The organism is Streptomyces sp. CA-249302 (genome assembly GCF_050936785.1).
Taxonomy (GTDB): Bacteria; Actinomycetota; Actinomycetes; order Streptomycetales; family Streptomycetaceae; genus Streptomyces.
The window spans coordinates 2,292,949-2,315,412 of the sequence record NZ_JBNJMG010000001.1; the positions used below are offsets into that span (position 1 = coordinate 2,292,949).

General features: G+C 69.1%; 20 protein-coding genes. 14 read left to right on the forward strand and 6 right to left on the reverse strand.

Going from position 1 to position 22,464, the window contains the following annotated elements; genetic code table 11:
- Nucleotides 1-11 precede the first annotated feature (11 nt).
- Nucleotides 12-242, reverse strand: coding sequence for a hypothetical protein (locus tag ACQEWB_RS10295; RefSeq protein ID WP_432829333.1), 231 nt, complete (start codon nt 240-242; stop codon nt 12-14).
- 305 nt (nt 243-547) lie between these two features.
- Here ACQEWB_RS10295 and ACQEWB_RS10300 point away from each other — a divergent pair, with 305 nt between their 5' ends.
- The 4 genes from ACQEWB_RS10300 to ACQEWB_RS10315 all read left to right on the forward strand — a co-directional run bounded on the left by ACQEWB_RS10300 (nt 548) and on the right by ACQEWB_RS10315 (nt 6,588).
- The gene (locus ACQEWB_RS10300; RefSeq protein ID WP_432829335.1) at nt 548-1,276 is read left to right on the forward strand and encodes a response regulator transcription factor; all 729 of its coding nucleotides are present in this window, start codon (nt 548-550) and stop codon (nt 1,274-1,276) included.
- Entirely contained in the window at nt 1,273-2,790 is a 1,518-nt protein-coding gene (locus ACQEWB_RS10305; RefSeq protein ID WP_432829337.1) for a sensor histidine kinase, read from the forward strand. The genes ACQEWB_RS10300 and ACQEWB_RS10305 overlap by 4 nt, the downstream gene beginning before the upstream one ends.
- 166 nt (nt 2,791-2,956) lie before the next feature.
- The gene (locus ACQEWB_RS10310; RefSeq protein WP_432829339.1) at nt 2,957-4,285 is read left to right on the forward strand and encodes a DUF3500 domain-containing protein; all 1,329 of its coding nucleotides are present in this window, start codon (nt 2,957-2,959) and stop codon (nt 4,283-4,285) included.
- A gap of 305 nt (nt 4,286-4,590) precedes the next feature.
- Complete coding sequence (locus ACQEWB_RS10315; protein ID WP_432829341.1) at nt 4,591-6,588, forward strand: ricin-type beta-trefoil lectin domain protein; 1,998 nt, start codon at nt 4,591-4,593, stop codon at nt 6,586-6,588.
- Between the two features lie 89 nt (nt 6,589-6,677).
- On the opposite strand, the gene ACQEWB_RS10320 is transcribed toward ACQEWB_RS10315, so the two are convergent.
- The 4 genes from ACQEWB_RS10320 to ACQEWB_RS10335 form a co-directional block, all read right to left on the reverse strand.
- Complete coding sequence (locus tag ACQEWB_RS10320; RefSeq protein WP_432829343.1) at nt 6,678-7,325, reverse strand: hypothetical protein; 648 nt, start codon at nt 7,323-7,325, stop codon at nt 6,678-6,680.
- The gene (locus ACQEWB_RS10325) at nt 7,322-8,419 is read right to left on the reverse strand and encodes a hypothetical protein (protein WP_432829345.1); all 1,098 of its coding nucleotides are present in this window, start codon (nt 8,417-8,419) and stop codon (nt 7,322-7,324) included. The genes ACQEWB_RS10320 and ACQEWB_RS10325 overlap by 4 nt, the downstream gene beginning before the upstream one ends.
- Nucleotides 8,420-8,550: 131 nt before the next feature.
- Nucleotides 8,551-9,024: a hypothetical protein gene (locus tag ACQEWB_RS10330; protein ID WP_432829347.1), complete on the reverse strand. Its 474-nt coding sequence runs from the start codon at nt 9,022-9,024 to the stop codon at nt 8,551-8,553.
- On the reverse strand, nt 9,021-10,739 hold the full coding sequence (locus tag ACQEWB_RS10335; RefSeq protein WP_432829349.1) for a hypothetical protein: 1,719 nt from the start codon (nt 10,737-10,739) through the stop codon (nt 9,021-9,023). The genes ACQEWB_RS10330 and ACQEWB_RS10335 overlap by 4 nt, the downstream gene beginning before the upstream one ends.
- Before the next feature lie 149 nt (nt 10,740-10,888).
- Here ACQEWB_RS10335 and ACQEWB_RS10340 point away from each other — a divergent pair, with 149 nt between their 5' ends.
- The 10 genes from ACQEWB_RS10340 (at nt 10,889) to ACQEWB_RS10385 (ending at nt 20,740) form a co-directional block, all read left to right on the forward strand.
- Nucleotides 10,889-12,157, forward strand: a complete 1,269-nt coding sequence (locus tag ACQEWB_RS10340) for a sensor histidine kinase (RefSeq protein ID WP_432829351.1) — start codon at nt 10,889-10,891, stop codon at nt 12,155-12,157.
- Nucleotides 12,154-12,885, forward strand: coding sequence for a response regulator (locus ACQEWB_RS10345; RefSeq protein WP_432829353.1), 732 nt, complete (start codon nt 12,154-12,156; stop codon nt 12,883-12,885). The genes ACQEWB_RS10340 and ACQEWB_RS10345 overlap by 4 nt, the downstream gene beginning before the upstream one ends.
- A 33-nt stretch (nt 12,886-12,918) precedes the next feature.
- Nucleotides 12,919-14,154, forward strand: a complete 1,236-nt coding sequence (locus tag ACQEWB_RS10350) for a PucR family transcriptional regulator (protein WP_432829355.1) — start codon at nt 12,919-12,921, stop codon at nt 14,152-14,154.
- A 146-nt stretch (nt 14,155-14,300) separates the two neighbouring features.
- Nucleotides 14,301-15,758 carry an amidohydrolase family protein gene (locus ACQEWB_RS10355; RefSeq protein ID WP_432829357.1) on the forward strand — a complete coding sequence of 486 codons (1,458 nt, stop codon included), beginning with the start codon at nt 14,301-14,303 and terminating at the stop codon, nt 15,756-15,758.
- A 24-nt stretch (nt 15,759-15,782) separates the two neighbouring features.
- Entirely contained in the window at nt 15,783-16,622 is an 840-nt protein-coding gene (locus ACQEWB_RS10360; protein WP_432829359.1) for an alpha/beta fold hydrolase, read from the forward strand.
- Complete coding sequence (locus ACQEWB_RS10365; RefSeq protein ID WP_432829361.1) at nt 16,619-17,020, forward strand: RidA family protein; 402 nt, start codon at nt 16,619-16,621, stop codon at nt 17,018-17,020. Before ACQEWB_RS10360 ends, ACQEWB_RS10365 begins: the two co-directional genes overlap by 4 nt.
- 37 nt (nt 17,021-17,057) lie before the next feature.
- Nucleotides 17,058-17,915 carry a fumarylacetoacetate hydrolase family protein gene (locus tag ACQEWB_RS10370; RefSeq protein WP_432829364.1) on the forward strand — a complete coding sequence of 286 codons (858 nt, stop codon included), beginning with the start codon at nt 17,058-17,060 and terminating at the stop codon, nt 17,913-17,915.
- A 37-nt stretch (nt 17,916-17,952) separates the two neighbouring features.
- Complete coding sequence (locus ACQEWB_RS10375; protein WP_432829366.1) at nt 17,953-19,176, forward strand: cytochrome P450; 1,224 nt, start codon at nt 17,953-17,955, stop codon at nt 19,174-19,176.
- Nucleotides 19,176-19,499 carry a 2Fe-2S iron-sulfur cluster-binding protein gene (locus ACQEWB_RS10380; protein ID WP_432829368.1) on the forward strand — a complete coding sequence of 108 codons (324 nt, stop codon included), beginning with the start codon at nt 19,176-19,178 and terminating at the stop codon, nt 19,497-19,499. Before ACQEWB_RS10375 ends, ACQEWB_RS10380 begins: the two co-directional genes overlap by 1 nt.
- The gene (locus ACQEWB_RS10385) at nt 19,499-20,740 is read left to right on the forward strand and encodes an NAD(P)/FAD-dependent oxidoreductase (protein WP_432829370.1); all 1,242 of its coding nucleotides are present in this window, start codon (nt 19,499-19,501) and stop codon (nt 20,738-20,740) included. Before ACQEWB_RS10380 ends, ACQEWB_RS10385 begins: the two co-directional genes overlap by 1 nt.
- A 92-nt stretch (nt 20,741-20,832) precedes the next feature.
- On the opposite strand, the gene ACQEWB_RS10390 is transcribed toward ACQEWB_RS10385, so the two are convergent.
- On the reverse strand, nt 20,833-22,128 hold the full coding sequence (locus ACQEWB_RS10390) for a CitMHS family transporter (protein WP_432829372.1): 1,296 nt from the start codon (nt 22,126-22,128) through the stop codon (nt 20,833-20,835).
- Nucleotides 22,129-22,464 lie beyond the last annotated feature (336 nt).

The window sequence follows — 22,464 nt, forward strand, 5'->3', positions numbered from 1 at the left end:
CTCGGCCCGGCTCAGTGCGATGTCACCGATGGAGACGGTCCAAGCCTTGCCCTGAACGGTGGTGGGGCGCAGGGGGCGGTCAGGTAGCGGCGGATCGCCGCTTTCCGCGCCGCCAGCCGCTTCGCGGTCGAGCCGTCGTCCAAGCCGATGCCGCTCGCCCGGGAGAGGTCGTTGAGCGGCAGTTCGAGTTCGGCGGTCACCGACGCCACGTGCACGTCGAGCAGGAGCACCGAGGGCGGCATTCGATCGCCGGGCACTGTGGCGGACGCCTGAGAGGACTTTGATTTCCTCTTGATTTACTGTCAACACACCTGAAAAAGACCTTTTTGAAACGTCGCCAGGAGATCGGAGGAGGATAAATCCCAGGTAGAAATACCTCTGGCTCCCGCTTCTGGATTTCAGTTTCGACGTTTCGTGCGACAGCCGCCTAAATCCCGTTCCGTTACGGGACATCCAACCGCAGAGGAAGTGCACAGGAGACGGTGTTACCGGGCCGCGCGGGCCATGCGCGGGTTCTTCCGACGCCGTACTGCCACAATGGCGAACCATGGCTGGTACCTCAGGGACCCACGAGGGCCCGGTTCGCGTGCTGATCGTCGATGACGAGCCCGAGCTGACGGAGTTGTTGTCCGCGGCCGTCACTGCGGCCGGCTGGCGTGCCCTCCCCGCCCGGGATGGGAACAGCGCGCTGCGTCTCGCGCGAGACTGCGCTCCCGACATCGTCGTCCTCGACGGGATGCTGCCCGGCATGGACGGTGTTCACGTACTACGCAGTCTCCGCGGCGAGTACCCCCGGCTGCCCGTGCTGATGCTCACCGCTCGCGACGCGCTGGAACACCGGCTCGACGGGTTGTCCGCGGGTGCGGACGACTATGTGACCAAGCCGTTCTCGCTGGAAGAGGTCATGCTCCGGCTGCGCGGACTGCTCCGGCGCGCGAGGCCCGCCGAGACTCCCGAGCGCGACGAGTCCGTAAGGGTGCTGGGCGACCTCGTACTGGCCGAGCAGAGCCGCGAGGTACAGCGCGACGGCACACCGATCCCTCTCACCGCCAAGGAGTTCGACCTGCTCCTGTTCCTCATGGACCACCCGCACCAGGTTCTCAGCAAGGCACAGATCCTCGAACACGTCTGGAACGCCTCCTTCGACGGCGAAGGAAACCTGGTCGAGGTGTACATCTACGCGCTCCGCTCGAAGATCGACAAAGGGCGGGCCCCGATGATCCGCACCGTGCGCGGCGTCGGCTACTCGATCAGAGCCGCGGACGGCGGGGCATGAGAGGTCTCCCGCGTCGTACGGACGGACGGCCCCGTACCAGTCTGGGAAAACGCTCGTTGCGGTTCCGCCTGGTGCTCTTCGTCTCGCTGACCCTGGCCGCCGTCTGCGGAGCCATGGCGTTCACCACAGTGCTCGTCCAGCAGGTCTATCTGTACGAGGATCTGGACCAACGCGTCACGGACGCCGCCGAGCGGAGCCAGGGCGGGCTGGAGCACCGGCCGGGCGGCCCGACGGACCTGGGTTTCCTCAACGAGCGGGGACAGCCCACGGGCACCGTCGCGGCCCGGTTCGCCGACGGGCGGATCGTGGCCGCCGAGGTGGTGACGGAGGGCGGGCACCAGCAGTCTCTCACCGCGGTCCAGCGTGCGGCCCTGGACGGGATCACCCCCGACGGATCACTGCACACCCGCACCCTCCCCGGACTCGGCACCTACCGTGTGACCGCCATCGGCGGGGACGGCGAACCCGTTCTGGCCGGGCTCCCCACCGCCGGTGTTCAGCGAGTCCTGGACCGGCTGGTCGTCGTCGAGACCGCCATCGCCTCGTTCGGTCTGGTGGCCGCGGCCGCCGCCACGACGACGGTCATCCGACGCCAGCTGCGTCCCCTCGACCGGGTCGCCGCCACCGCCGCCGAGGTCGCCCAGGTGCCGCTGGACCGCGGCGAGGTCGCCGGGCTCACCCGCGTCCCCGCGGCGGACACCGACCCCGGCACCGAAGCCGGCCAGGTCGGCGTCGTGCTCAACCGTCTCATCGACCACGTCGAGTCCTCGCTCGGCGAGCGTCAGCGCACCGAGGACCGCATGCGGCGGCTCCTCGCCGACGCCAGCCACGAACTGCGCACACCGCTCGCCTCGATCGCCGGATACGCCGAGCTCATGAACCAGGGAGACCAGCAGATCCCCTCCGAACTCGCCTGGAAGCGTGTCACCGCCCAGTCGGCGCGCATGACCGGGCTGGTCGAGGACCTGCTGCTGCTCGCCCGGCTCGACGAGGGGCGGCCACTGCGGTCGGACGAGGTGAACCTCGCGACGCTGGTCGCCGAGGCGGTGTGGGACGCGCGAGCGGCCGGCGCCGACCACGACTGGCGCCTCACGCTCCGCCTCCCCGACGGCCACGCCCCGGTCGTCGGCGACCAGTCCCGGCTCCACCAGGTGGTGGCCAATCTCCTGGCCAACGCCCGCCTGCACACACCCGCGGGCACCGAGATCACCGTTGGCGTGGAGACGACCGAGGAGGAGTGCGTCATCCGCGTCCGGGACAACGGCCCCGGCATCCCGCCGGACCTGCTCCCCTCGGTTTTCGAACGCTTCTCCCGGGGCGACGCCTCCCGCTCCCGCGCACCCGGCGCGAAGGGCGGTTCGGGTCTTGGTCTGGCCATCGCGGCGGCCGTCACGTCGGCACACGGCGGCCACGTCCACGTCGAGAGCGAGCCTGGACGTACGGAGTTCACGGTGACGCTCCCACGTGCCGACGCCGCTCCCCGGGAGGGTTCCCCGCCCGCCGAAGAACTCTAATCGGCCGCACAGAAACCCAGGTCAGGGCCACTCTTCAGCCATCCGCGCAGGCACTTCGCCGGATATGTCGCCCATCACTTCAGGTCAGCCTCAGTTCGGTCCTCCACAGTGACCGCCGGTGGCCGTCCAGCGGGGACGCGCCCACGGCGAAGGGACCGAAGCGACGATGACCGAGCTCGACACCGGAGAGCCGACCGCCGAGGAGCCGCAGTCCGAGGCCGGCCACCGCGCTCACGCGAGCCGCCGCAACTTCATGCGGAAGGTCTTCTTCGCCAGCGGTGCCACCGCCGTCGCGACCATGGGTGGCGCCGGCGCCTGGGCAGCGATGGCCGACGACACCACCACCGACGCCTCCGCCGCCCCCAGCGATGCCCCCAGCGGCGGGCCGGGCGGCGGTGCCGGGGGCCCCGGCAACCAGACGATCACCGAGGACTTCTTCGGCCTGACCACCGACGGCAAGAAGATCGACGACCTGTTCACGATCCACTCCACCAAGGTCGCCACCGCGCCCGTGATCACGGCGGCGACGGCGTTCCTCGCCGGGCTCACCGACACCCAGAAGACGTCCACGCAGTTCACCGTCCACTCCACCGAGTGGCGGCTGTGGAGCAACATCGACTCCTACGAGCGCCAGGGCGTCTCGCTCGCCGACCTGAGCGACGACCAGAAGGCGCTCGGCACCGCCCTGTTGAACGCCGCGCTCAGCGCGGACGGCCTGGAGACGACGGAGAAGATCCGCAAGATCAACCAGGCGGCCGGCGAGGCGATCGGCAACACGAACTCCTTCAACGAGGACGCCTACTACTGGACCGTGATGGGCACCCCGTCGGCCACCGAGCCCTGGGGCTTCCAGTTCGACGGCCACCACCTCGTCGTCAACTACTTCGTCCTGGGCAGCCAGGTCGTCATGAGCCCCTGCTTCTGGGGCTCGGAGCCGACCTCGATGGAGATCGACGGCGAGACGGTCACCGTCTGCCACGAGGAGGTCGTCGCGTCACTGGCCTTCATCAACTCCCTCACCGAGGCGCAGCAGGCGGTCGCCATCGAGTCGACCACCAAGTCGAACGAGTCGATGAAGGCGGGTGCCTTCTCCGACAACACCGTCCAGGAGTACACGGGCCTGAAGGGCAGCAAGCTGACCGCCGCCCAGCGCAAGAAGCTCCTCGGCATCGTCGAGGCGTTCGTGGGCCGCGCCAAGGCGGACGCCGCGAAGGTGCGGATGTCGGAGGTCGCCCAGCACCTCTCCGACACCTACGTCACCTGGGCCGGCGGCACCGGCGACTCCGACGCCTTCTACGTCCGCGTCCACAGCCCCGTCGTCTGGGTCGAGGTCGACTGCCAGGCCCCGGGCCCCCTCGCCGGTGCCTACGGCGCCACCCAGGGCAGCGGCGCGACGCAGAAGCACGTCCACTCCATCATCCGCACGCCCAACGGCAACGACTACGGCAAGGAACTCCTCCGGCAGCACTACCTGACGTCACCTCACCACCGGTGACTCCCATGACGTGACCGGAGTCGGCCTCCCGTCATACAGCCCGTTCCGGTCACCGCGCCGGGTCGCATCCACCCCGGGATGCGACCCGGCGCAGACGCATGCCCTGCGTCACGCGTCAGTCACACAGAATCCAACGGAAAACGACAGAACCATTGACCCGCCACTGCCTCACTCCTACATTCTGACCGCCTTACCGAACCTCGTTCGACATACCGAACCCGAGCCGGTGGCCGTGCATATCTGCCCACGGCGCCGTGCCGCAGCGCACCGGCAACCGTCATCCCTCCACCCCCTTGGAGAGCCGCATGTCGCACCCCGCTGTACGAAGATGGACCAGGCGCATCGCCGCCCAGGTCCTGGCCGCCGCTCTCGCCGTCGCGGGCCTGGCGAGCCTCGACCGACAGGACGCGTTGACGCCCCTGTCCATGGAGCTGGCCGCCGTGAGCACCACTCAGATCGGCGTCACACCCCCGCCGATGGGATGGGCGTCCTGGAACAGCTTCTTCAGCAGCATCGACCACAGCGTCATCGAGCAACAGGCCGACGCCCTCGTCTCCTCGGGAATGGCCGACGCGGGCTACAAGTACGTCAACCTGGACGACGGCTGGTGGCAGGGCGACCGGGACGCGGACGGCAACATCGTCGTCGACGAGACGCTCTGGCCGGGCGGCATGGCGGCGATCGCCGACTACATCCACAGCAAGGGCCTGAAGGCCGGCATCTACACCGACGCGGGCAAGAACGGCTGCGGCTACTACTACCCCACCACCCGGGCGGCGGCGCCCGACACCGGTATGGAGGGCCACTACCAGCAGGACCTGGAGACCTTCCAGCGCTGGGGCTTCGACTACGTCAAGATCGACTGGTGCGGCGGGCAGGCGGAAGGCCTGGACCAGGAGACCACGTACAAGACGATCGCCGCGGCCAACGACGCCGCCAGTGCCGTCACCGGCCGCGACCTCGTCCTGTCCTTCTGCGAGTGGGGCACCGGACTGCCGTGGAACTGGGCCACCGGATACGGCGACCTGTGGCGCACCAGCCATGACGTGCTCCTGTACAAGGAGACCCCGGGCCTGACCAAGATGTACCGCAACTTCGACCAGGCCCTCCAGCCCGCCGCCCAGCACACCGGCTACTACAACGACCCCGACATGCTGATGGTCGGCCTCAGCGGCATGACCGCCGCCCGCAACCGGCTGCACATGAGCCTGTGGTCCATGGCCGGCGCCCCGCTGCTGGCCGGCAACAACGTGGCCACCATGACCACCGAGACCCGCGACATCCTCACCAACCCCGAGGTCCTCGCCATCGACCAGGACCCGCGCGGACTGCAGGGCGTCAAGGTCGCCGAGGACACCCGGAACCTGCAGGTGTACGGCAAGGTGCTCGCCGGTACGGGCAAGCGCGCGGTGATGCTGTTCAACCGCACCTCGTCCGCGGCGGACATCACCGTGCGCTGGACCGACCTCGGCCTCACCTCGGCCTCCGCGACCGTGCGCAACGCCTGGACCCGCACCGACGCCGGTTCCTTCGCCACCAGTTACACCACGTCCGTACCGGCCAACGACGCGGTGCTGCTGACCGTTTCCGGCGCCGAGGCGTCCGGCACGGCGTACGAGGACACCACCACCGCCACCACTCCGACTTTCAGCGTCACCGCCTCCGCGGCCGGCACGAAACTGGTGGACATCACCTACGCCAACGGCGGCACCACGGCACGCAAGGCAACCATCCAGGTGGGCGGCCAGTACTCGTACGTCGTCTCCTTCCCGCCGACGGGCTCGGCCACCACCTACCGCACCGTCTCCGTGCTCGCCCACCTGGCCAAGGGCACGAACTCCGTGAAGTTCGCCGCGGTCTCCGGCAGTACGGCTCCCGACATCGACGCGATCCGCGTTCAGGACATCCCCGGCACAGGCGGCGTGGCCCTCGTCGGCACCGCCTCCGGCCGCTGCGTGGACATCGAGAAGAACACCTACGTCGACGCCACCCAGGCACAGCTCTGGGACTGCTCCGGCGGACGCAACCAGACCCTCACCCGGACCTCACGCGGCGAACTGGTCGTCTACGGCACCAAATGCCTCGACGCCAACGACAACGGCACCACCAACGGCACCAAGGTCATCATCTGGGACTGCACGAACGGCACCAACCAGAAGTGGACCGTCAACTCCGACGGCACCGTCACCAACAACCTCTCCGGCCTGTGTCTGGACGCCTCGGGCGCCGCGACCGTCAATGGCACCAAACTGATCCTGTGGGCCTGCAACGGCCAGAGCAACCAGAAGTGGACCCTCACCTGACACCTCCCGCAGGAGCGTGAAAGAACGACCGGCGAGGGTGCGACTGCACCCTCGCCGGTCGGTGTATCCCCCCAAAGGGGATCTGTTCGTCAGTAGCTCAGTGCGGCGAGGTCGCGGCCCGGGCGGTGGCGGCGCCAGGCCACGACCAGGAGTGTGATCAGGCCACCGACGGGCGGCAGAGTGGACGCGGTCCAGCTCACCGCGTACGGGGGGCCGGGCTGGGAGAGGACGGTGATGTTCTTCAGTGTGCCTGTTCCCGTGCCCTGGGAGCCCTTGATGGTGAAGGTGAAGTTCCACTTGCCGGCGGTGGACAGCGACTGGACGTCCAGACCCCACACCGACAGCTTGCGCGGGTGCCGGGCCAGCTGACCGCCCATGCCTCCACCACCCCCGCCGCCCGGGCCACCCATGCCGCTCTTCTGGCCGACCAGGCTCATGGAGAGGGTGCCCGACTTGCCCTTGATGCCTCCGTCGGGGGCGAAGGTGAAATCGAGGGACTGGTTGGCACGCAACGGCCACTTGGAGAAGCCGACCGTCAGGTTGTAGGGGCCGACCTTCACCTTCTCGGTGTGGACGATGTCGACCGGCGCGTAGGCCTGGGCGGACGGGGCGGAGACGAAGAGCAGGCCCGCCATCGCGCACAGGGCGAGGACGAGGGAGCGGGCACGGCGCAGTACCGTCCGGCGCTCGGTACGTGCCGGGCGCGGCCGTACCCGAAGCAGTGATCGCGTGTTCATCGGGGCAGGCTGTCTTCCTGGTCGGTGACGGGGGTGTTGAGGCGAAGCAGAACGGCGAAGCGGGAGCCGAGGTAGCCGGCCAGCGTGCCGATCACGAGCCCGAGAACGGCGTCGGTGAGGATCGTGCTCGCGGAGGTGCCGGACTGGCCCATCGGACCGCCTCCGCCGCCTCCGCCACCTCCGCTGACAAGGTTGGTCTGCAGGAGCATCGAGAGGCTGACGAGCACGCCGCCGACGGCGCCGACGACCTGCGGGAGCCACCGCGCCGACCAGCCCTGCTTGCGGCCGAGGAGCAGCAGGGCCTCGATCACCACGGCCACGGCGAGCATGAACATGGGGATGCCGGAGGGCAGTACGGGCGCCGCGTCCATGAGGTTGTCGCGCAGCGGCAGCCCGACGTAGCCCGCGTACCACTTGGCCGCCCACGGCGAGAACCACCACAGGAACAGCTGCATGGCACCGAGCACGGCGGCGATGCACACCGCGATGCCCCGGCGGCGCAGGGTCAGCGCCCCCGTGATCAGCAGACAGACGGAGAAGAAGATGTTGCCCGCGAGCTGCGGGTCGATGGTCTGGGACACCCCCTGGAAGGCGTACGTGGTGAGGGGGCAGAAGGTGATCAGGATCGGGGTGCTGACGATCAGGCCGATCCGCCCCCACAGCTGCTCCCGGGCGGCGGCGAACACGGTGATGCTGCCGATCATGGTCACGCTGATGGAGATGAACAGGGCTACGTGCGGCGGGGAGTTGAGCACGGCGTCGAAGCCGTACAGGGAGTGCCACCACAGGTCCATCAGTCCGTACAGCAGGAACATCGCGGCGCCGCTGCCGGAGACGAGATAGCCGAGCGGCGCGGTGAACGTACCGCCGAAGACGCGGACCGGCGCACCGCCCACGGCCCGGTCGGCGGAACGTCCGGCGCGCTGCGCGAAGGTGGAGCGCAGCACCATCGTCAGGCTGGCGAGGCCGGCGAGTGCGCTGCCGGCGTACAGCAGCAGGTGGGAGAGGGTGAAGAAGGTGTCCGGGCCGACGTCGACATGCCACTCGATGTCCCAGCTGATACCGATCAGCGAGGTCAGCGTGCCGATCAGCACGGTGAAGGCGGCGACGGGGCTGGCCCAGTTCGCCTGTGGCCGGGCGGGTTGTCTGGTGGCGAGGGTTCGTCGGGTGCGACGGTGAGCGTGGAATCGGGGAGGGAGTCCATCGGCACTGCCTTTCGGCTGGGTCAGCGAGTGAGGGTGAGCGGGAAAACGAGGTGGTCGTCACGGCCCTGGCCGTCGATGTCGACGAGGATTTCCCAGCGGCCGGTCATCATCAGCGGCAGGGAAGCGACGCGGTAGCGGTTGCTCGCGGTGCGTACGGCGGTGTAGTCGGGCAGCGCGTGGCCCATCGTGGGCAGCACGCCCGAGACGGTGACGACCGGCGCGGATCCGGTCGTCTTGGTCCCCTCGCGCGGGGTGAGCCGGACCTCGACCGCCGTCATGCCGGTCTTCGGGGACGCGATCGTCAGGGCCACCACGTCGTGGGTGGTGCCGCCGGTGAGGGTCGTGCCGCCGGACGTCGTGTCGCCGGACGAGGAGTCCGTCGTACCCGACGACACCATCAGGCGAAGCGCCAGCACGGTGAAGAGCACCGTGGCCAGAAGGACCGCACCCATCCGGAGACGTCGGCGGCGGGACGGTGACATGGGCCCGCTCATCGGGTCTTCTCCGTGGTGGCGTCGGTGACGTGCAGCAGGTAGGGGACGGTGATGATCGCGTTGTCGCGCTCGGCCTGGATCCAGACCCGGTACCAGCCGGCGGTCGGGAAGGTGTAGACGAAGGAGACGTCGGGTCCGTAGGCGGCGACCGTCTCGTCGGCGGTGCTGTCGCCGTTGACGGAGGTCAGGCCGCTCATCGAGTCCATGTCCATGTCAGAGGACGAGGACGAGGAATCCGTGGTCGAGGACGAGGAGGAAGTGGAGGACGAAGAGTGGTCCATCCCTTCCATCCCGTCCATGCCCTCCATCCCCGACATGTCATCGGAGCTGCTGTCGGACACCGCGCCCATGGAGTGGGAGTGCGCCCACACCTCGGCGTTCTGGGTCTCCTCGCCCACCGCGGCCGTCTTCGACTTGAGCGGGCCGACGACGATCATGTGCCCGACCATGCCGAGCCAGGGCTGGAGTGTCGCCGAGTCGCCGATCCTGGCGGTCAGGACGGCCGCCTTGCCCGCGACGAGCGACGACGCGGTCATGCTGACGCTGACCCCGTCGACCGTCCGGGTGCCGGTTCCTTCCGGTGTCGATACGTCGGTGGAGGCGCCCTTCGTCGAGCCGGTCGCGTCGATGCCGGTCGCGGAGCGGACCTCCTGGACGCCGCCGCCCCGGCGGGCGAACTCGGCAGAGACCGCGTAGTGGCCGGCCTCGGGCAGGGGCAGCCGTACCTCGAAGGTGCCGTACTCGGTCATGACCGGGTGCAGGTGGTACAGCTGGCCCGAGGGTCCGACGACCAGCAGGTGCACCAATGCCCCGTCGTGGACGACGAGGTCGTCGACGGGCAGGCCCGTAGAGGCGTCGGTCAGCTTCAGCTTCAGCGTGCCGGTCTCGCCCGCGCGGGTGGTGGAGGAGCTCAGCAGCATGGTGGCGGGCGGGCGCGAGTAGTCGGCGGCCTGCTGGACGACGGAGGTGTAGGGGTTGCCGACACCGTCGATCGTGGCGTCCACCGTGCCGCCCTGGGATACCGGCAACGGCAGGCTGGAGGAGAGGACGGCGCCGGTGACCGCCACGGCGAGACAGGCGAGCACGCCACCGGACGGTACGAACGTCCACCAGCCGCGCCGCACGCGTACGGCGACGACGATGGTGACCAGGATGAGGGCCCCTGCGCCGATGAAGCCGGCGTACACCGCCTTCTCCGCCGGTGAGGTGACCGTCTTGGACACGACGAAGGGGATCTTCGCCGTGTGCCCGGCGCCGTCGTCGAGCGTCAGTTCCCAGGGGCCGACCTCGTCGACGTCCATCTGGGCGGAGTAGGTGCCGGGGGTGCTGCCCAGCTTCACGACGGCCGTGTCGACGGTCGTCCCGGACGCCTCACCCTTGGACGCGGACGTCGAGACACCGGTCGGGATCACCGCCAGCTTGATGCTTCCGGCGGCTGTGCCCTTGTGTGTGATCACGTCCACGTGCAGTGGACCCGGCACACCGGTGATCCGGCGCAGGATGACGGTCAGCTCCCGGTCACCGAGCGTCTGGGCGACCTGTACGTCGTTGCCGCTGGACGCGGAGTCCGCCGTGGCGGCCGAACTCGACCCGAACAGCAGGGCCACGGCGCACACCAGGACGGACAGCGCGGCCCAGAGGCGGCGATGGCGGTGGGGGTGGGCCGTACGGGGGCGTGTGGGGGGCGCCGTCGTACGAGCGGTCGTGTCGTTCATGGTGAGGCCACGCTACGAAGGCACCGCGCCGTTGTCGTCACTGTGACAGGGGGGTCCGCATCCCCCGGTCGGGGGACCCGCCCGCGTCCGTGACCAGGCATCATGGGGAATCGAAGCGGTCCGGAGCGGAAAGGGAAGGTGTGCTCCTGTTGCCCGAGAGCGTCGTGCCCGAGAGCGAGAGCGGTGCAGCACCCGGCGTGCGCCGGGCCGCGTCCGTCCGTGCCCGCGACGTCAGCGGATCACTGACCCGGCAGTCGCTCCTGGTCGCGGCGACCACCCTCGTCGTGGACTGCCTCGGTTTCCTCTTCGCCGACACGTCCCGCCCGCTGACGGCATGGCACTGGGTGGTCCTCGCGGCCATCGTCGTGGCCGACGCCGCCCTGGCCACCTCGCCCCGGCTGTCGGGAGTGGTGGCCGTCGCCCAGGCGGTCGTCGCGGTCGGCGGCAGCGTCCTGCTTCCCGGTCACGGTCCGCTGCCCCAGCTCAACAACGCGGGCATGCTGGTGTCCGCGTACCGGGTGGGCGCCTGGCTGGAGCTGGGGCCCGCCGTGGCGTCCCTGGCCTGTCTGATGGCCGGGGTGGTCGGGAGCCAGCTGGTCGGTGGAGAGGGTTTCGGGCACGGCGGGCTCCTCCTCGGCGCCCTGGGCGATGCCCTGCTGCCCTGGCTCGTCGGGCGGTACACCACGGCCCGCCGCGCCTACATCGCCGAACTGGAGCAGCGCTCCGAGCGGGAGCGGCACGAGCGGCAGCAGGCCCTGGCCGAGGCCATCGCCGAGGAACGCAGCAGCATCGCCCGCGATCTGCACGACGTCATCTCCCACCACGTCAGCGCCATCAGCATGCACGCGGGGGTCGCCCGGCTGCGGGGCGGGGCGGCACCGGGCGGCGTCGACGTCACGGAGTCGCTGACCGCGGTGGAGACGTCCAGCCGGGCGGCCATGGTCGATCTGCGGCGCCTGCTGGACTTCCTGCACGGTGACCCGGCCGGGGAGGACAGCCAGCCGGGTCTGGACAACCTCTCCGGGCTCCTCGACACCGTCCGTGCCGTGGGGCTGAAGACCCGGGTGAGCGTGCACGGCGTGCCGCCCGAGCTGCCGGAGTCCCTGGACATCGCCGCTTACCGGGTGGTGCAGGAGATGCTCACCAACGCCCTGCGGCACGGGGACGGCGGCACCGCGGAGGTCGAACTGCGGTACGCCCCCTCCGCCCTCACCGTCACCACGACCAACCCCCTCCCCGCCGGAACACGCAGCCGTCCGGACTCACCGCACCGCGGCCTACAGGGCATCCGCAGCCGCGCCGCCCTCTTCAACGGCTCCGTCATGTACGGCCCAACGCCCGACGGCACCGCCTGGACCACCACCGTCACTTTCCCTCTCGAAGCCCACGACCCCCTCAACCCCTTGGATCGGTCATGACCGTGCGCGTCCTGGTCGCCGACGACCACGCCATGTTCCGCTCCGGCCTGCGCGGCGTCCTGGACAGCCAGCCCGACCTGGAGTGCGTCGCGGAGGCCTCGGACGGCCGCAGCGCGGTGAGCGAGGTACGCCGGCTCCGCCCCGACGTCGCCATCCTCGACATCCGCATGCCCCTGCTGGACGGCCTGCGCGCCACCGAGACGATCCTCGCCGACCCGGACAACACCACCCGGGTCATCCTGCTGACCACCTACGACCAGGACGCCTACGTCCACCGCGCCCTGCGCGCCGGAGCCAGCGGCTTCCTCCTCAAGAGCCTCCCCCCGGAGGAACTCATCGCCGCCGTCCGGGTCGCCGCGCGCGGGGACGCCCTCATCGACCCCTCGGTCACCCGCCGCCTCCTGAACCGCCTCGCCGAGGGGGTCGCCCCGCCGGTCGTCCCCGCGGGCCTGGAACACCTCACCTCGCGGGAGCGCGACGTGCTGCTGCTGGTCGCCGAGGCGTACACCAACGCCGAGATCGCCGACCGCCTCGGCATCGGCGACGAGACCGTGAAGACCCATGTCTCCCGCATCCTGACCAAACTCGACCTCCGCGACCGGGTCCAGGCCGTCGCCTACGCCCACCTCCACGGCCTAGTCAAACCGCCCTCCACACCGCCCGCCCCGTCTCCCGGCCCGGCCAGGACCACCCGAGACCGGCGCAGGCGGAGGTCCGGGGAACCGTAGGCCCGGGCGTGCCCCGGCTCGTAGTCTGCTCGCATGCCGGACGACGACTCCAACGAGCTGCTGGCCAGGGTCTCCGCCGGGCTGAGCCGGCAGGCCGCCGATCTGACCGAGCAGTTGCTCGGTGAACTCCTCGCCGAGGAACCCGAACTCCGGGGCGACGGCCATATGGTGCCCCTGCTGCGAGCCACCGTCAGCGGCAATGTGGTGACGGCCCTGCACATGAACGAGTTCGGGCTCGGCGTCGACCAGACCGACGCCCCGGCCGAGGCGTTGGAGCACGCGCGTCGGCTCGCACAGCGAGGCACACCCATCACCGTGCTGCTGCGGGCCTATCGCATCGGCCAACGGTTCCTCGCCGACCGGCTCATAGGCGAGGTCAGGACCACGACCTCCGATCCCATGCTGGTGGCGGCGGCACTGACGGAGCTGACCCGGCTGTCCTTCGGATACATCGACCGGGTCTCCGAGCAGGTCGTGACGGCCTATCAGGAGGAACGCGACCGGCGCCTGCACGCCCAGATCGCGGTCCGCTCCGCCCGGGTGCGGGCGCTTCTCGGCACGGGTTGGGTCGACGTGGCCGACAGTGAACGCGTGCTCGGATATCGGCTGGCCCGGGCCCATCTCGGCATGGTGGCCTGGGCCGAGGCGGGAACGGACCGGCTGCGCGAGTTGAAGCACCTGGTGGCGGAGCTGGCCGAGCAGGCGCGTTGCCAGGGCGAGCCGCTGCTGGTTCCCGCCGACGAGTCGACGCTGTGGGCCTGGCTGCCCGAGCCGGAATCCGGTGTGGACCGGATCGCCGTTGCCGGGCCGGAGGCCATGTGGGTGGCGGTCGGCACGCCCGCGACCGGGCTGGCGGGGTTCCGTCTGACCCACCAGCAGGCGCGGCAGGCGCAGTCCGTCGCCATGGCGGCCGCGGTGTCGGAGCGGGCCGCGGTGACATGCTCGGCGGAGGTCGGGCCGATCGCGCTGATGTGCGGGGATCTCGGTGCGACGAAGGCATGGGTCCGCGCGGTACTCGGGCCGCTGGCACGCGACGACGACGCCACCGCCGGACTGCGGGACACCGTGCGGGTCTTCCTGGACACCGGGGGCAGTTTCCAGACGACCGCCGAACGACTGCTGCTGCACCGCAACACTGTGCAGTACCGCATCCGCAAGGCGGAATCACTCCTCGGGCACCCCGTCCGGGACCGCCGCCTGGACCTGGAGATCGCGCTGCTGGCCTGCCGCTGGCTGGGCTCGACGATTCTGGGATCGGCCGGGGACTGAGGGGTGTTGTGCGGAGCGCACAGCCCACGGCCGCTTTTCGTGCGCCCACCATATGGTCCGCGTTCCGCGCTCTTTCTACTCTGCCGTCTACCCACTTGAGCGGTGATATCCCGAGTGGCAAAGGCGGCTTTGAGGAGAGAGAGCGAATGGTGTCCTCATGGATTCTCATCGAGCACGGCGACGTCATCGACGGTGACGCCAATCCCGTCCTGAAGGACACCCCCGTACTCGTCAAGGACAACCTCATCGCGGCGGTCGGAGAGGGGGCGGACCGTACCGGAGTGCCGCGCGGCGAGCCTCTCACCGTCATCGACGCGACCGGGAAGACGGTGCTGCCCGGTCTCATCGACGGCCACTGCCATATGACGTACGGCGAGGCGCGCACCGAGGAGGAGATCGACCTCTACACCAGCCACGAACTGCGCACCCTGATCGCGGCCTGGCACATGAAGAAGGTCCTCCGGTCGGGCGTCACCAGCATCTCGCAGCCCGGCGGCAGCTACTTCATCGGCGTGGGTCTGCGCGAGGCGGTCAACCGCGGCATGATCGAGGGGCCGCGGACCATCTCGGCGGGGCGTTACCTGAGCACCAGCAACAGCCTGACCGACTGGTACCCCGACAGTGTCGGTGTCCCCGACGGAAGCATCGGCGTGCTGACGAACACCGCCGACGAGATCAAGCGCGAGATCCGCCACCAGATCAAGGCAGGCGTCGACCTGATCAAGCTGGCCGACAGCCCCTTCGGCGAGTTCCAGGCCTTCACCGACGACGAGATGAAACTGGCCGCCGACCTCGCCCACCAGCACAAGCGCCGGATCACGATCCACGCGCGCGGAGCGGCGGAGACCGCCGCCGCGGCGGACGCCGGCTTCGACTGGATCATGCACGGCAACATCCTCGACGACCACGCCATCGAGCGTCTGGTGGAGACCGGGACGCCGCTGGTGCCGACCCTGCTCCTGCTGGCGAACTTCGCCGACTGGGGCTCCCACTGCGGAGCGCCGAAGGTGGCCCGCGACGGCAGCAAGGCGTTGCTGGAGCTGTCCGCGGACAGCATGCATCGCGCCCACGAGGCCGGCGTCACCTTCATCACGGGCACCGATTCCGGCTTCTCGGTCACTCCGTACGGCGAGTGGCATGCCCGGGAGATCGAACTCCTCGTCCAGTACGCGGGGTTGACGCCCCTGGAGGCGATCCAGGCCGCCACCAAGAACGCCGCGGTCACGGTCAACCTGGAGGGCTGGCTCGGCGAGATCGGCGTCGGCAAGATCGCGGACATCCTCGTGGTCGACGGGGACCCGCTCAAGGACCTGTCCGTCCTGTGGCGGCACACGGTGGACAAGGTCGTCATCAAGGACGGCAAGGTCGTCGACACGAGCGAGGAGGACATCGACCTGGAGCGGTTCAGGTTCCGCAGGGACCGAGCGCTGGTCCACTCGATCGGCGACCTCCGTCAAGAGAACGTCTACGAGGGCCTTCCCTCGACCGACAACATGGTGTCACCGAACTTCCTGTGGACCGAGGCCGATTCGCACGACATCGCCCGGGAGATCCGCAAGCAGGAAGACGGTCAGCTCTCGGAGGGCAACCTTGTCGGCGAATGAGCCCCGGCCGACGGGGGCGACCCGATGATCCAGTACCTGATCAGCGTGAACGGCGTGACGACCAGGGTGCTCGAAGCGCGACCGGAGAACGTCGCCCCCGGCAGACCGAGCCTCGTGCTGGTGCATGGTCTGGGAGCCCGAGCGGACCGCTGGCGCGAGAACATCGACGCCCTGGCGGCCGAGGGCTGTCACGTCCTCGCCTTCGACCTCCCCGGTCACGGCCTTGCGCAGAAGGGCGAACTGCCGTACTCAGTACCGTTCTACGCCGACTACCTCAAAGGCGTGATCGACGCCCTAGCCCTCGACAAGGTCGTGCTGGTCGGCACGTCGCTCGGCGGTCACGTGTGCGCGTACGCCGTCACCCGCCATCCGCGCATCGCCGTCGGACTGGTCCTCGTGGGGGCGGTCGGGCTCCTACCGGCCGGTGAACAGGCGCGCGAACTCATCGGCGCATCGGTCCTGAACACGACCCGGGACGGCATCGAGGGCAAGTTGCGCTTCGTGTTCCGCGACCCGTCGCTGGTGACCGAGGACCTGGTGCACGAGGAGTACCGCGTCAACAACTCGCCCGGCGCCCATGAAGCCGCCGCACTGCTGTCGGAGTACTTCCGGACCCGCCTGGACGACGACGTCGTCGGCCCGCAGCTCGCCGAGCGGGTGGACACCCTTCCCCTCCTGCTGGTGTGGGGAGCCGACGACATCGTCGTGCCCGTCGCCGTCGCGGAGGCGGCCCAGCGCCTCCTGGGGCCTGTGCCCCTCCTGCTCGTCCGGGAGGCAGGACACGCCCCCTATCTCGAAAAGTCCGGCGAGTTCAACGACATCGTTCTGCGCTTCCTGTCGAAACCGAATGGAGCACACCCATGACCCAGAGCGTCACGAAGCGCGAGATCGTGATTCCGGAACTCTCCGACCCCGTCAGCCATTACGCACACGCCGTCTCCTTCGGGAATCTGGTCTTCATATCCGGAGTGGTCGGCCACGACCCGCAGGCCAACACGGTCTCGTCCGACGTGACGGAACAGGCCCGGCAGCTTTTCGTGAATCTCGGGAAAGTCCTCGACGCTGTCGGCGCGAGCCCCGCGGACATCCTCAAGGTCAACGTGTATCTGACGGACGTCTCCGATCACGTCCTCGTGACACCCGTCCGCGCCGACTTCTTCGGCCCTCATCTGCCGGCGAGCACGCTCGTCGAGGTCAAGGGCCTCATCCATCCGAGCCTGAAGGTCGAGATCGACGCGGTCGTCGGGCTGCCCGAAGCCTGACGCGCCGACAGGAACTCGTGGAAAGGAAACGAAACACATGCGGTTGGCATCCAGTGCGGGCCGGGCACTTCTGGTGCACGACACCCCGGACGGCGCCATTCTCGGCCTCGACGTCCATGAGGCGAGCGAGGGCCGGTTCCCGGCGGACGTCCAGGAACTGTTCGCGGTCTGGGACGACTTGTGTGCCTGGGCGGCGACCCTCGACCAGCGGGCCCAGGCGACCCTCGTCGAACTCACCGCTCTCGAATGCCCGGTTCCACGCCCGGGCCAGGTGTTCGCCATCGGTCTCAACTACGCCGAGCACGGGGTCGAGAGTGGCCTGGGCTGCGTGAAGGACGGCGTGCCGCCGACCTTCACCAAGTTCCGGTCCTCCCTCGCCCCGCCCTTCGGGGACCTGGCCCTGAGAAGCGGAACCGTGGACTGGGAGGTCGAGTTGGTCGTCGTCATCGGGCGCGCCGCGGACCACGTACCGGTATCCGAGGCACTCGACCATGTGGCGGGTTACGCCGTCGGACAGGACTACTCCGACCGAGCGCTGCAATTCGTGGGAGGCGCACCGCAGTTCTCGCTGGCCAAGTCCTTCCCCGGGTACGGACCGATCGGCCCATGGATCGTCACCAAAGACGAGGTTGACGACGCACTCGACCTCCAGATCGCCTGCAAGGTCAACGGTGAGCCCGTGCAGAAGGCTCGGACCTCCGAGATGCTCTGGACGGTTCCGGAACTGATCGAGTCCCTGTCGGCGATCTGCCCGCTGGCTCCGGGCGACGTGCTCTTCACGGGGACGCCCGCCGGTATCGGCGCCACCCGAAACCCACCCCTCTTCCTCCGCCCGGGCGATGTGGTGGTGAGCAGCATCAACGGGATCGGCGCGATCCAGCAGACGTGTCACTGACCGTCGGTACGGCCCCTCTTGCGATGAAGGAAGAGCGATGAGCACCCTGAGTTCCGACTCCCCGCAGGCCGCCGGTGCGCCGGTCGCGGACTGGTTCGAGGTCAGCCACCTGTTCGGCGATCCGCTGGAGATCTCCAGGCGGATGCGTCAGGAGGGACACGACATCGTCTTCGTCCCCCTGCTCAACCTGCACTTCACCTGCAGCAACGCGGTCGGCCGCGCGATCTGGTCGGACACCGGCAACTGGTGCAACCTGCGCGGCGAGATCCCCCTGGTGAAGGCGATCGGGCCGAACCTGATGTTCAAGCAGGACCCGGAGCACGCGGACGAACGGGCGGTCGTCAACCCCAGTCTGCGTCCGAAGACGGTCACGGACACCTGGCGGCCGGTCTTCCGTCGGCACGCCGAGCAGCTCGTCGACGAGCTGATGGAGCAGGGCCCGGGAGCAGACGTCAACAAGCACTTCGCGGTGCCCTACGCGGCTCTCAACCTCGCCGCGATCTCAGGACTCACCCAGGTGCCGTGGCAAGACATCGCCCGTTGGTCGCACGCTTTCATCGCGGCCGCCCAGAACCAGCTCGACGACCCCGCGCTCTGGCCTCCCGCCGAGGAGGCGAGGGCGGAGGTCGATGCCGCGATCGACGTGGCGATCGAGCGACTGAAGCGCGAACCGGACGACTCCATGCTCTCGGCCATGGTCAACCGTCCGGAACCGCTCCCGATCGACGTCATCCGGGGAACCATGCGGCTCGCCGTGACCGGCGGCGTGAACGAGCCCCAGCACTCCCTGCTCCACGGCCTGTGGGCCTTCGAGCAACACCCCGACCAGAAGGCACGTCTGTTGGAAAACCCCCTCTGCTTCTCCCAGGCGTTCGACGAGGTGGTCCGCTGGCTGCCGCCCATCACAACCGTGGCCCGCGAGGCACTGAACTCGGTCACCGTGGGTGGCATCGCCTTCCGGCCCGGCGACATCGTCGTCCTTCAGATCAGCGGAGCGAACCGGGATCCCGAGCAGTTCGACGACCCAGACTCCTTCAACGTGTTCCGGGAGCGCAGGCCCCACTTCGCCTTCGGCGGAGGAGACCACCTGTGCGCCGGGATCTGGGCCTCACGCGTGGCGGCCCAGGTGGCGTGGACGGTGCTGTTCGACAGGCTGGAGGGATTCCGTGTCGTCGATCCCGACGCGACCGAGTGGTTCGGCTTCACCTATCGCGGTATCGAGAACCTGCCCGTGACGTGGGACGCGGTGAGGAGCGCCTGATGAGCAAGATCACGTACATCGGTTCCGACGGGGCGATCGTCACCATCGGCGCGGAGGACGGAGCGAGCGTCATGCAGACGGCCGTCTCCCATGGTGTGAAGGGCATCGTGGGCGAGTGCGGTGGCTCCATGATGTGCTCGACCTGCCATGTCTACGTCGAGCCGAAGTACCTCGACCGACTCGACCCGCCGGCCGAGGAGGAGGACGAGATGCTGGACGCCGCCGCAGCCGAGCGGAAGCCCAACAGCCGGCTCAGCTGCCAGATCCGGGTCGGGCCCGAGTTGGACGGTCTGGTCGTCGCCCTGCCTGAGAACCAGTACTGATGCCCGCGGCCTCGGCCCGCGTGGTCGTCATCGGTTCGGGGCACGCGGCCTGTCAGCTCGCCAAGTCGCTGGTCCACGGCGGCTACGACGGCACGGTGACCTTGATCGGTGCGGAGCCGGGAGTTCCATACAGCAGGCCACCCCTGTCGAAGGAGTACCTGGCGGGAAGCATCCCTGCGAGTGCGCTCGACCTCTGTGATCCCGGGTTCTTCGAGGACGGCGCGGTCCGCCTCCACCACGACCGCGCCACCGTCGTCGACCGCGATGCCCGTCGGGTGCTCACGGTCGGCGGCGAGTGTCTGGCGTACGACCATCTGGTGCTGGCGACCGGCGCCCGAAGCCAACGTATACCGGACGTCCCGGTGACGGCCGAGGGGGTCGTGGAACTGCGCACCCGTGCGGACGCCGACGGCATTCGCGCGCGCCTGCCCGACACCGATCACATCACGGTGCTCGGCGCCGGATTCGTCGGAATGGAGTTCGCGGCACACGCAGCCGTGAAGGGCCAGGGCGTGACGGTCGTCGACATCGGCCGACGCGCACTCGCACGTGGGGTGACCGAGCATTCGGCGGCGATCCTCACCGAGGCACTGCGCGACGCCGGAGTCACCTTCCACTTCGGTGAGGGCATCGAGAGGCTGGAGCACGGCGGTGGGGCTCTTCGGGCGGTCCGCACCACCTCCGGCCGGCGGATCCCTACCCAGATGCTGGTCGTCGCGGCCGGAGTGGTCCCCAACACTGAACTCGCGAGCGCATGCGGACTCGTGGTGAACGACGGGGTGGTCGTGGACGAGAACCTGCGCACTTCGGATCCGCGGATCCACGCCATCGGCGACTGCGCACGCTTTCCGTATCGTCGGTCGGGCCGCCTGCTCCGTCTCGAGTCCGTCCAGAACGCCACGGACCAGGCGAAGTGCGTCGCGAACCAGCTGCTCGGCCACGGCGCGCCCTACGATGCGCTCGCCTGGTTCTGGACCCGGCAGGGCCCGAGCAGTCTTCAGATCGCCGGGGTGATCCCCGACGATCCGTCGGCGCACAGCGCCGTGCACGTCCTCACCGACAGCCGCGGACGCCGCACCGTCTTCTCGTTCGAGCAAGACCGTCTTGTCGCGGTCGAGACATTCAACGCGGCGGCGCAGCACCTCGCCGCTCGCGCGGCACTCGGGAGCGCACGGCCGATAACCCTCCGCGACGTTCAGACGGAGGGCTTCGATCTCCAGGCCGCCGCTCGCCATCGATGACGGACCCGTGGCAGCCCGGCCCGGTGGGACCGCACGGAGCTGTGCGGTCCCACCGGGCTCTGCGGTATCGAGCGACGCCGCCGCCGGCGCTGTCAGGCGAAGCTGATCGCGCCGGTGAGGGCGGCGAAGGCGATGTAGGCGATGGAGACCGGGATGCCCCAGCGCAGGGCGTGCTTCTGGAAGTCGCCGAGTTCGGCCTTCATCAGGCCCAGGAGGACCCACAGGGGTGCCGAGGTCGGGCCCATCATGTGGAGGATCTGCCCGATGGCCCCGGCGCGGGCGATCTCGTTGGCCGCGATGCCGTAGTGCGCGGCCGATTCCGCGAGCACAGGGACGACGCCGAACCAGTAGGCGTCATTGGACATGAAGAAGCCGAGCGGCAGCGCGAGGACGGCGGTGAACACCGGGATGGCGCTGCCCATGGAGTCCGGCACCACGGAGAGGGCGGCGTTGGCCATGGCCTTGATCATGCCGGCGTCTGTCATGACGCCGGTGAAGACGCCGGCGGCGAGGACGAGGATCATGACCGGGACGGCGTTGGCGGCCTGGCGCTTGATGAGGTCCTGCTGGTCACTGATGCTGCGGACGTTGACGAGCAGGGCGATGACGAACGCCACCATGAACAGCACCAGCAGTTCGGCCACTTCGAGGATCAGCAGCACCATCAGCACCAGGGTGAGAGCGGCGTTGAACCACATGCGCCAGTCGGCCTTCACCGGCTCGAACGCCTCTCCTGAAGCGATGTCGAGCTTGTAGGCGGCGAGCTTCTCGGGGTCGATCTTGCCGCGTTCGCGCAGGCCGAGCCAGTAGGCGACGGCGATGATGGCCAGCGAGGTCAGGGCCATCGGGCCGATCATGTGGACGAAGTACTCGGTGGCGTCCAGGTGCAGCACGCTGACGCCCCGGGTGGCGGCGCCGCCCCAGGGAGTCGTGCCGGAGATGGTGCCCAGTGCCATGGCGGCGAGCGTGGCGAGGATGAGCGGATTCATGCCCAGGCGCCGGTAGACGGGCAGGAACGCCGAGCAGATGATCATGTAACTGGTGGTGCCGTCGCCGTCGAGGGCCACGAGCAGGGCCAGGACGGCGGTGCCGACGACAATACGGACCGGGTCACCCTTCGAGGCGCGGACGATGGCCTGGGAGACCGGCTCGAAGAGCTTGGCCTCCATCATCAGGCCGAAGTAGAGGACGGCGAACAGCAGGAGTGCGGCGGTGGGGGCGACCGTGTCCAAACCGTTGATGATCATGTCGCCGAGCTTGGCGCCCTTCCCTGCGATCAGGGCGGCGGCGATCGGCGTGATCATGATGGCGGTGAACGCGGAAAGGTACTTCCGCATCACGAGCAGCATGAAGCTGCCCAGGGTGGCGAAGCCGAGAACGGCGAGCATCGTTGCTCCTTGGGGCAGTACTGAGGGCCACCGATTCGTCGGCGGCATGGGACTCGCGGTCAGCGCGTGGCGAACAGGGCTGCGCCCTTCAGCGCACGCGGTGCCGTTCTCGGCTCGTGCGTGGATCGGTCATTATGCGTGCGGCTCCTGTTACGTGCGTAGGCGTGGCGGCACACGTCCGGGCAGAGCCCGGCGAGGGGCGTTCGGGGGTGCGCCATGCATTCCAGATGTATCCGGCGGCAGCTCATGCGCCAGGTGCGGAGGGACACCTTCGAACAGCCGGACAACTGGTTTACCGGATGGCCGGTAGGTAACTAGAATTCAGCCATCACGTCA

Excerpts from the sequence above, each read along its gene's own strand:
- ACQEWB_RS10295 (WP_432829333.1), bottom strand. The coding sequence starts at position 242 with ATGCCGCCCTCGGTGCTCCTGCTCGACGTGCACGTGGCGTCGGTGACC.
- ACQEWB_RS10345 (WP_432829353.1), top strand. The coding sequence starts at position 12,154 with ATGACCGTGCGCGTCCTGGTCGCCGACGACCACGCCATGTTCCGCTCC.
- ACQEWB_RS10320 (WP_432829343.1), bottom strand. The coding sequence starts at position 7,325 with ATGAACACGCGATCACTGCTTCGGGTACGGCCGCGCCCGGCACGTACC.
- ACQEWB_RS10305 (WP_432829337.1), top strand. The coding sequence starts at position 1,273 with ATGAGAGGTCTCCCGCGTCGTACGGACGGACGGCCCCGTACCAGTCTG.
- ACQEWB_RS10360 (WP_432829359.1), top strand. The coding sequence starts at position 15,783 with ATGATCCAGTACCTGATCAGCGTGAACGGCGTGACGACCAGGGTGCTC.
- ACQEWB_RS10390 (WP_432829372.1), bottom strand. The coding sequence starts at position 22,128 with ATGCTCGCCGTTCTCGGCTTCGCCACCCTGGGCAGCTTCATGCTGCTC.
- ACQEWB_RS10355 (WP_432829357.1), top strand. The coding sequence starts at position 14,301 with ATGGTGTCCTCATGGATTCTCATCGAGCACGGCGACGTCATCGACGGT.
- ACQEWB_RS10375 (WP_432829366.1), top strand. The coding sequence starts at position 17,953 with ATGAGCACCCTGAGTTCCGACTCCCCGCAGGCCGCCGGTGCGCCGGTC.
- ACQEWB_RS10310 (WP_432829339.1), top strand. The coding sequence starts at position 2,957 with ATGACCGAGCTCGACACCGGAGAGCCGACCGCCGAGGAGCCGCAGTCC.
- ACQEWB_RS10330 (WP_432829347.1), bottom strand. The coding sequence starts at position 9,024 with ATGAGCGGGCCCATGTCACCGTCCCGCCGCCGACGTCTCCGGATGGGT.
- ACQEWB_RS10315 (WP_432829341.1), top strand. The coding sequence starts at position 4,591 with ATGTCGCACCCCGCTGTACGAAGATGGACCAGGCGCATCGCCGCCCAG.
- ACQEWB_RS10350 (WP_432829355.1), top strand. The coding sequence starts at position 12,919 with ATGCCGGACGACGACTCCAACGAGCTGCTGGCCAGGGTCTCCGCCGGG.
- ACQEWB_RS10380 (WP_432829368.1), top strand. The coding sequence starts at position 19,176 with ATGAGCAAGATCACGTACATCGGTTCCGACGGGGCGATCGTCACCATC.
- ACQEWB_RS10335 (WP_432829349.1), bottom strand. The coding sequence starts at position 10,739 with ATGAACGACACGACCGCTCGTACGACGGCGCCCCCCACACGCCCCCGT.
- ACQEWB_RS10370 (WP_432829364.1), top strand. The coding sequence starts at position 17,058 with ATGCGGTTGGCATCCAGTGCGGGCCGGGCACTTCTGGTGCACGACACC.
- ACQEWB_RS10365 (WP_432829361.1), top strand. The coding sequence starts at position 16,619 with ATGACCCAGAGCGTCACGAAGCGCGAGATCGTGATTCCGGAACTCTCC.
- ACQEWB_RS10300 (WP_432829335.1), top strand. The coding sequence starts at position 548 with ATGGCTGGTACCTCAGGGACCCACGAGGGCCCGGTTCGCGTGCTGATC.
- ACQEWB_RS10385 (WP_432829370.1), top strand. The coding sequence starts at position 19,499 with ATGCCCGCGGCCTCGGCCCGCGTGGTCGTCATCGGTTCGGGGCACGCG.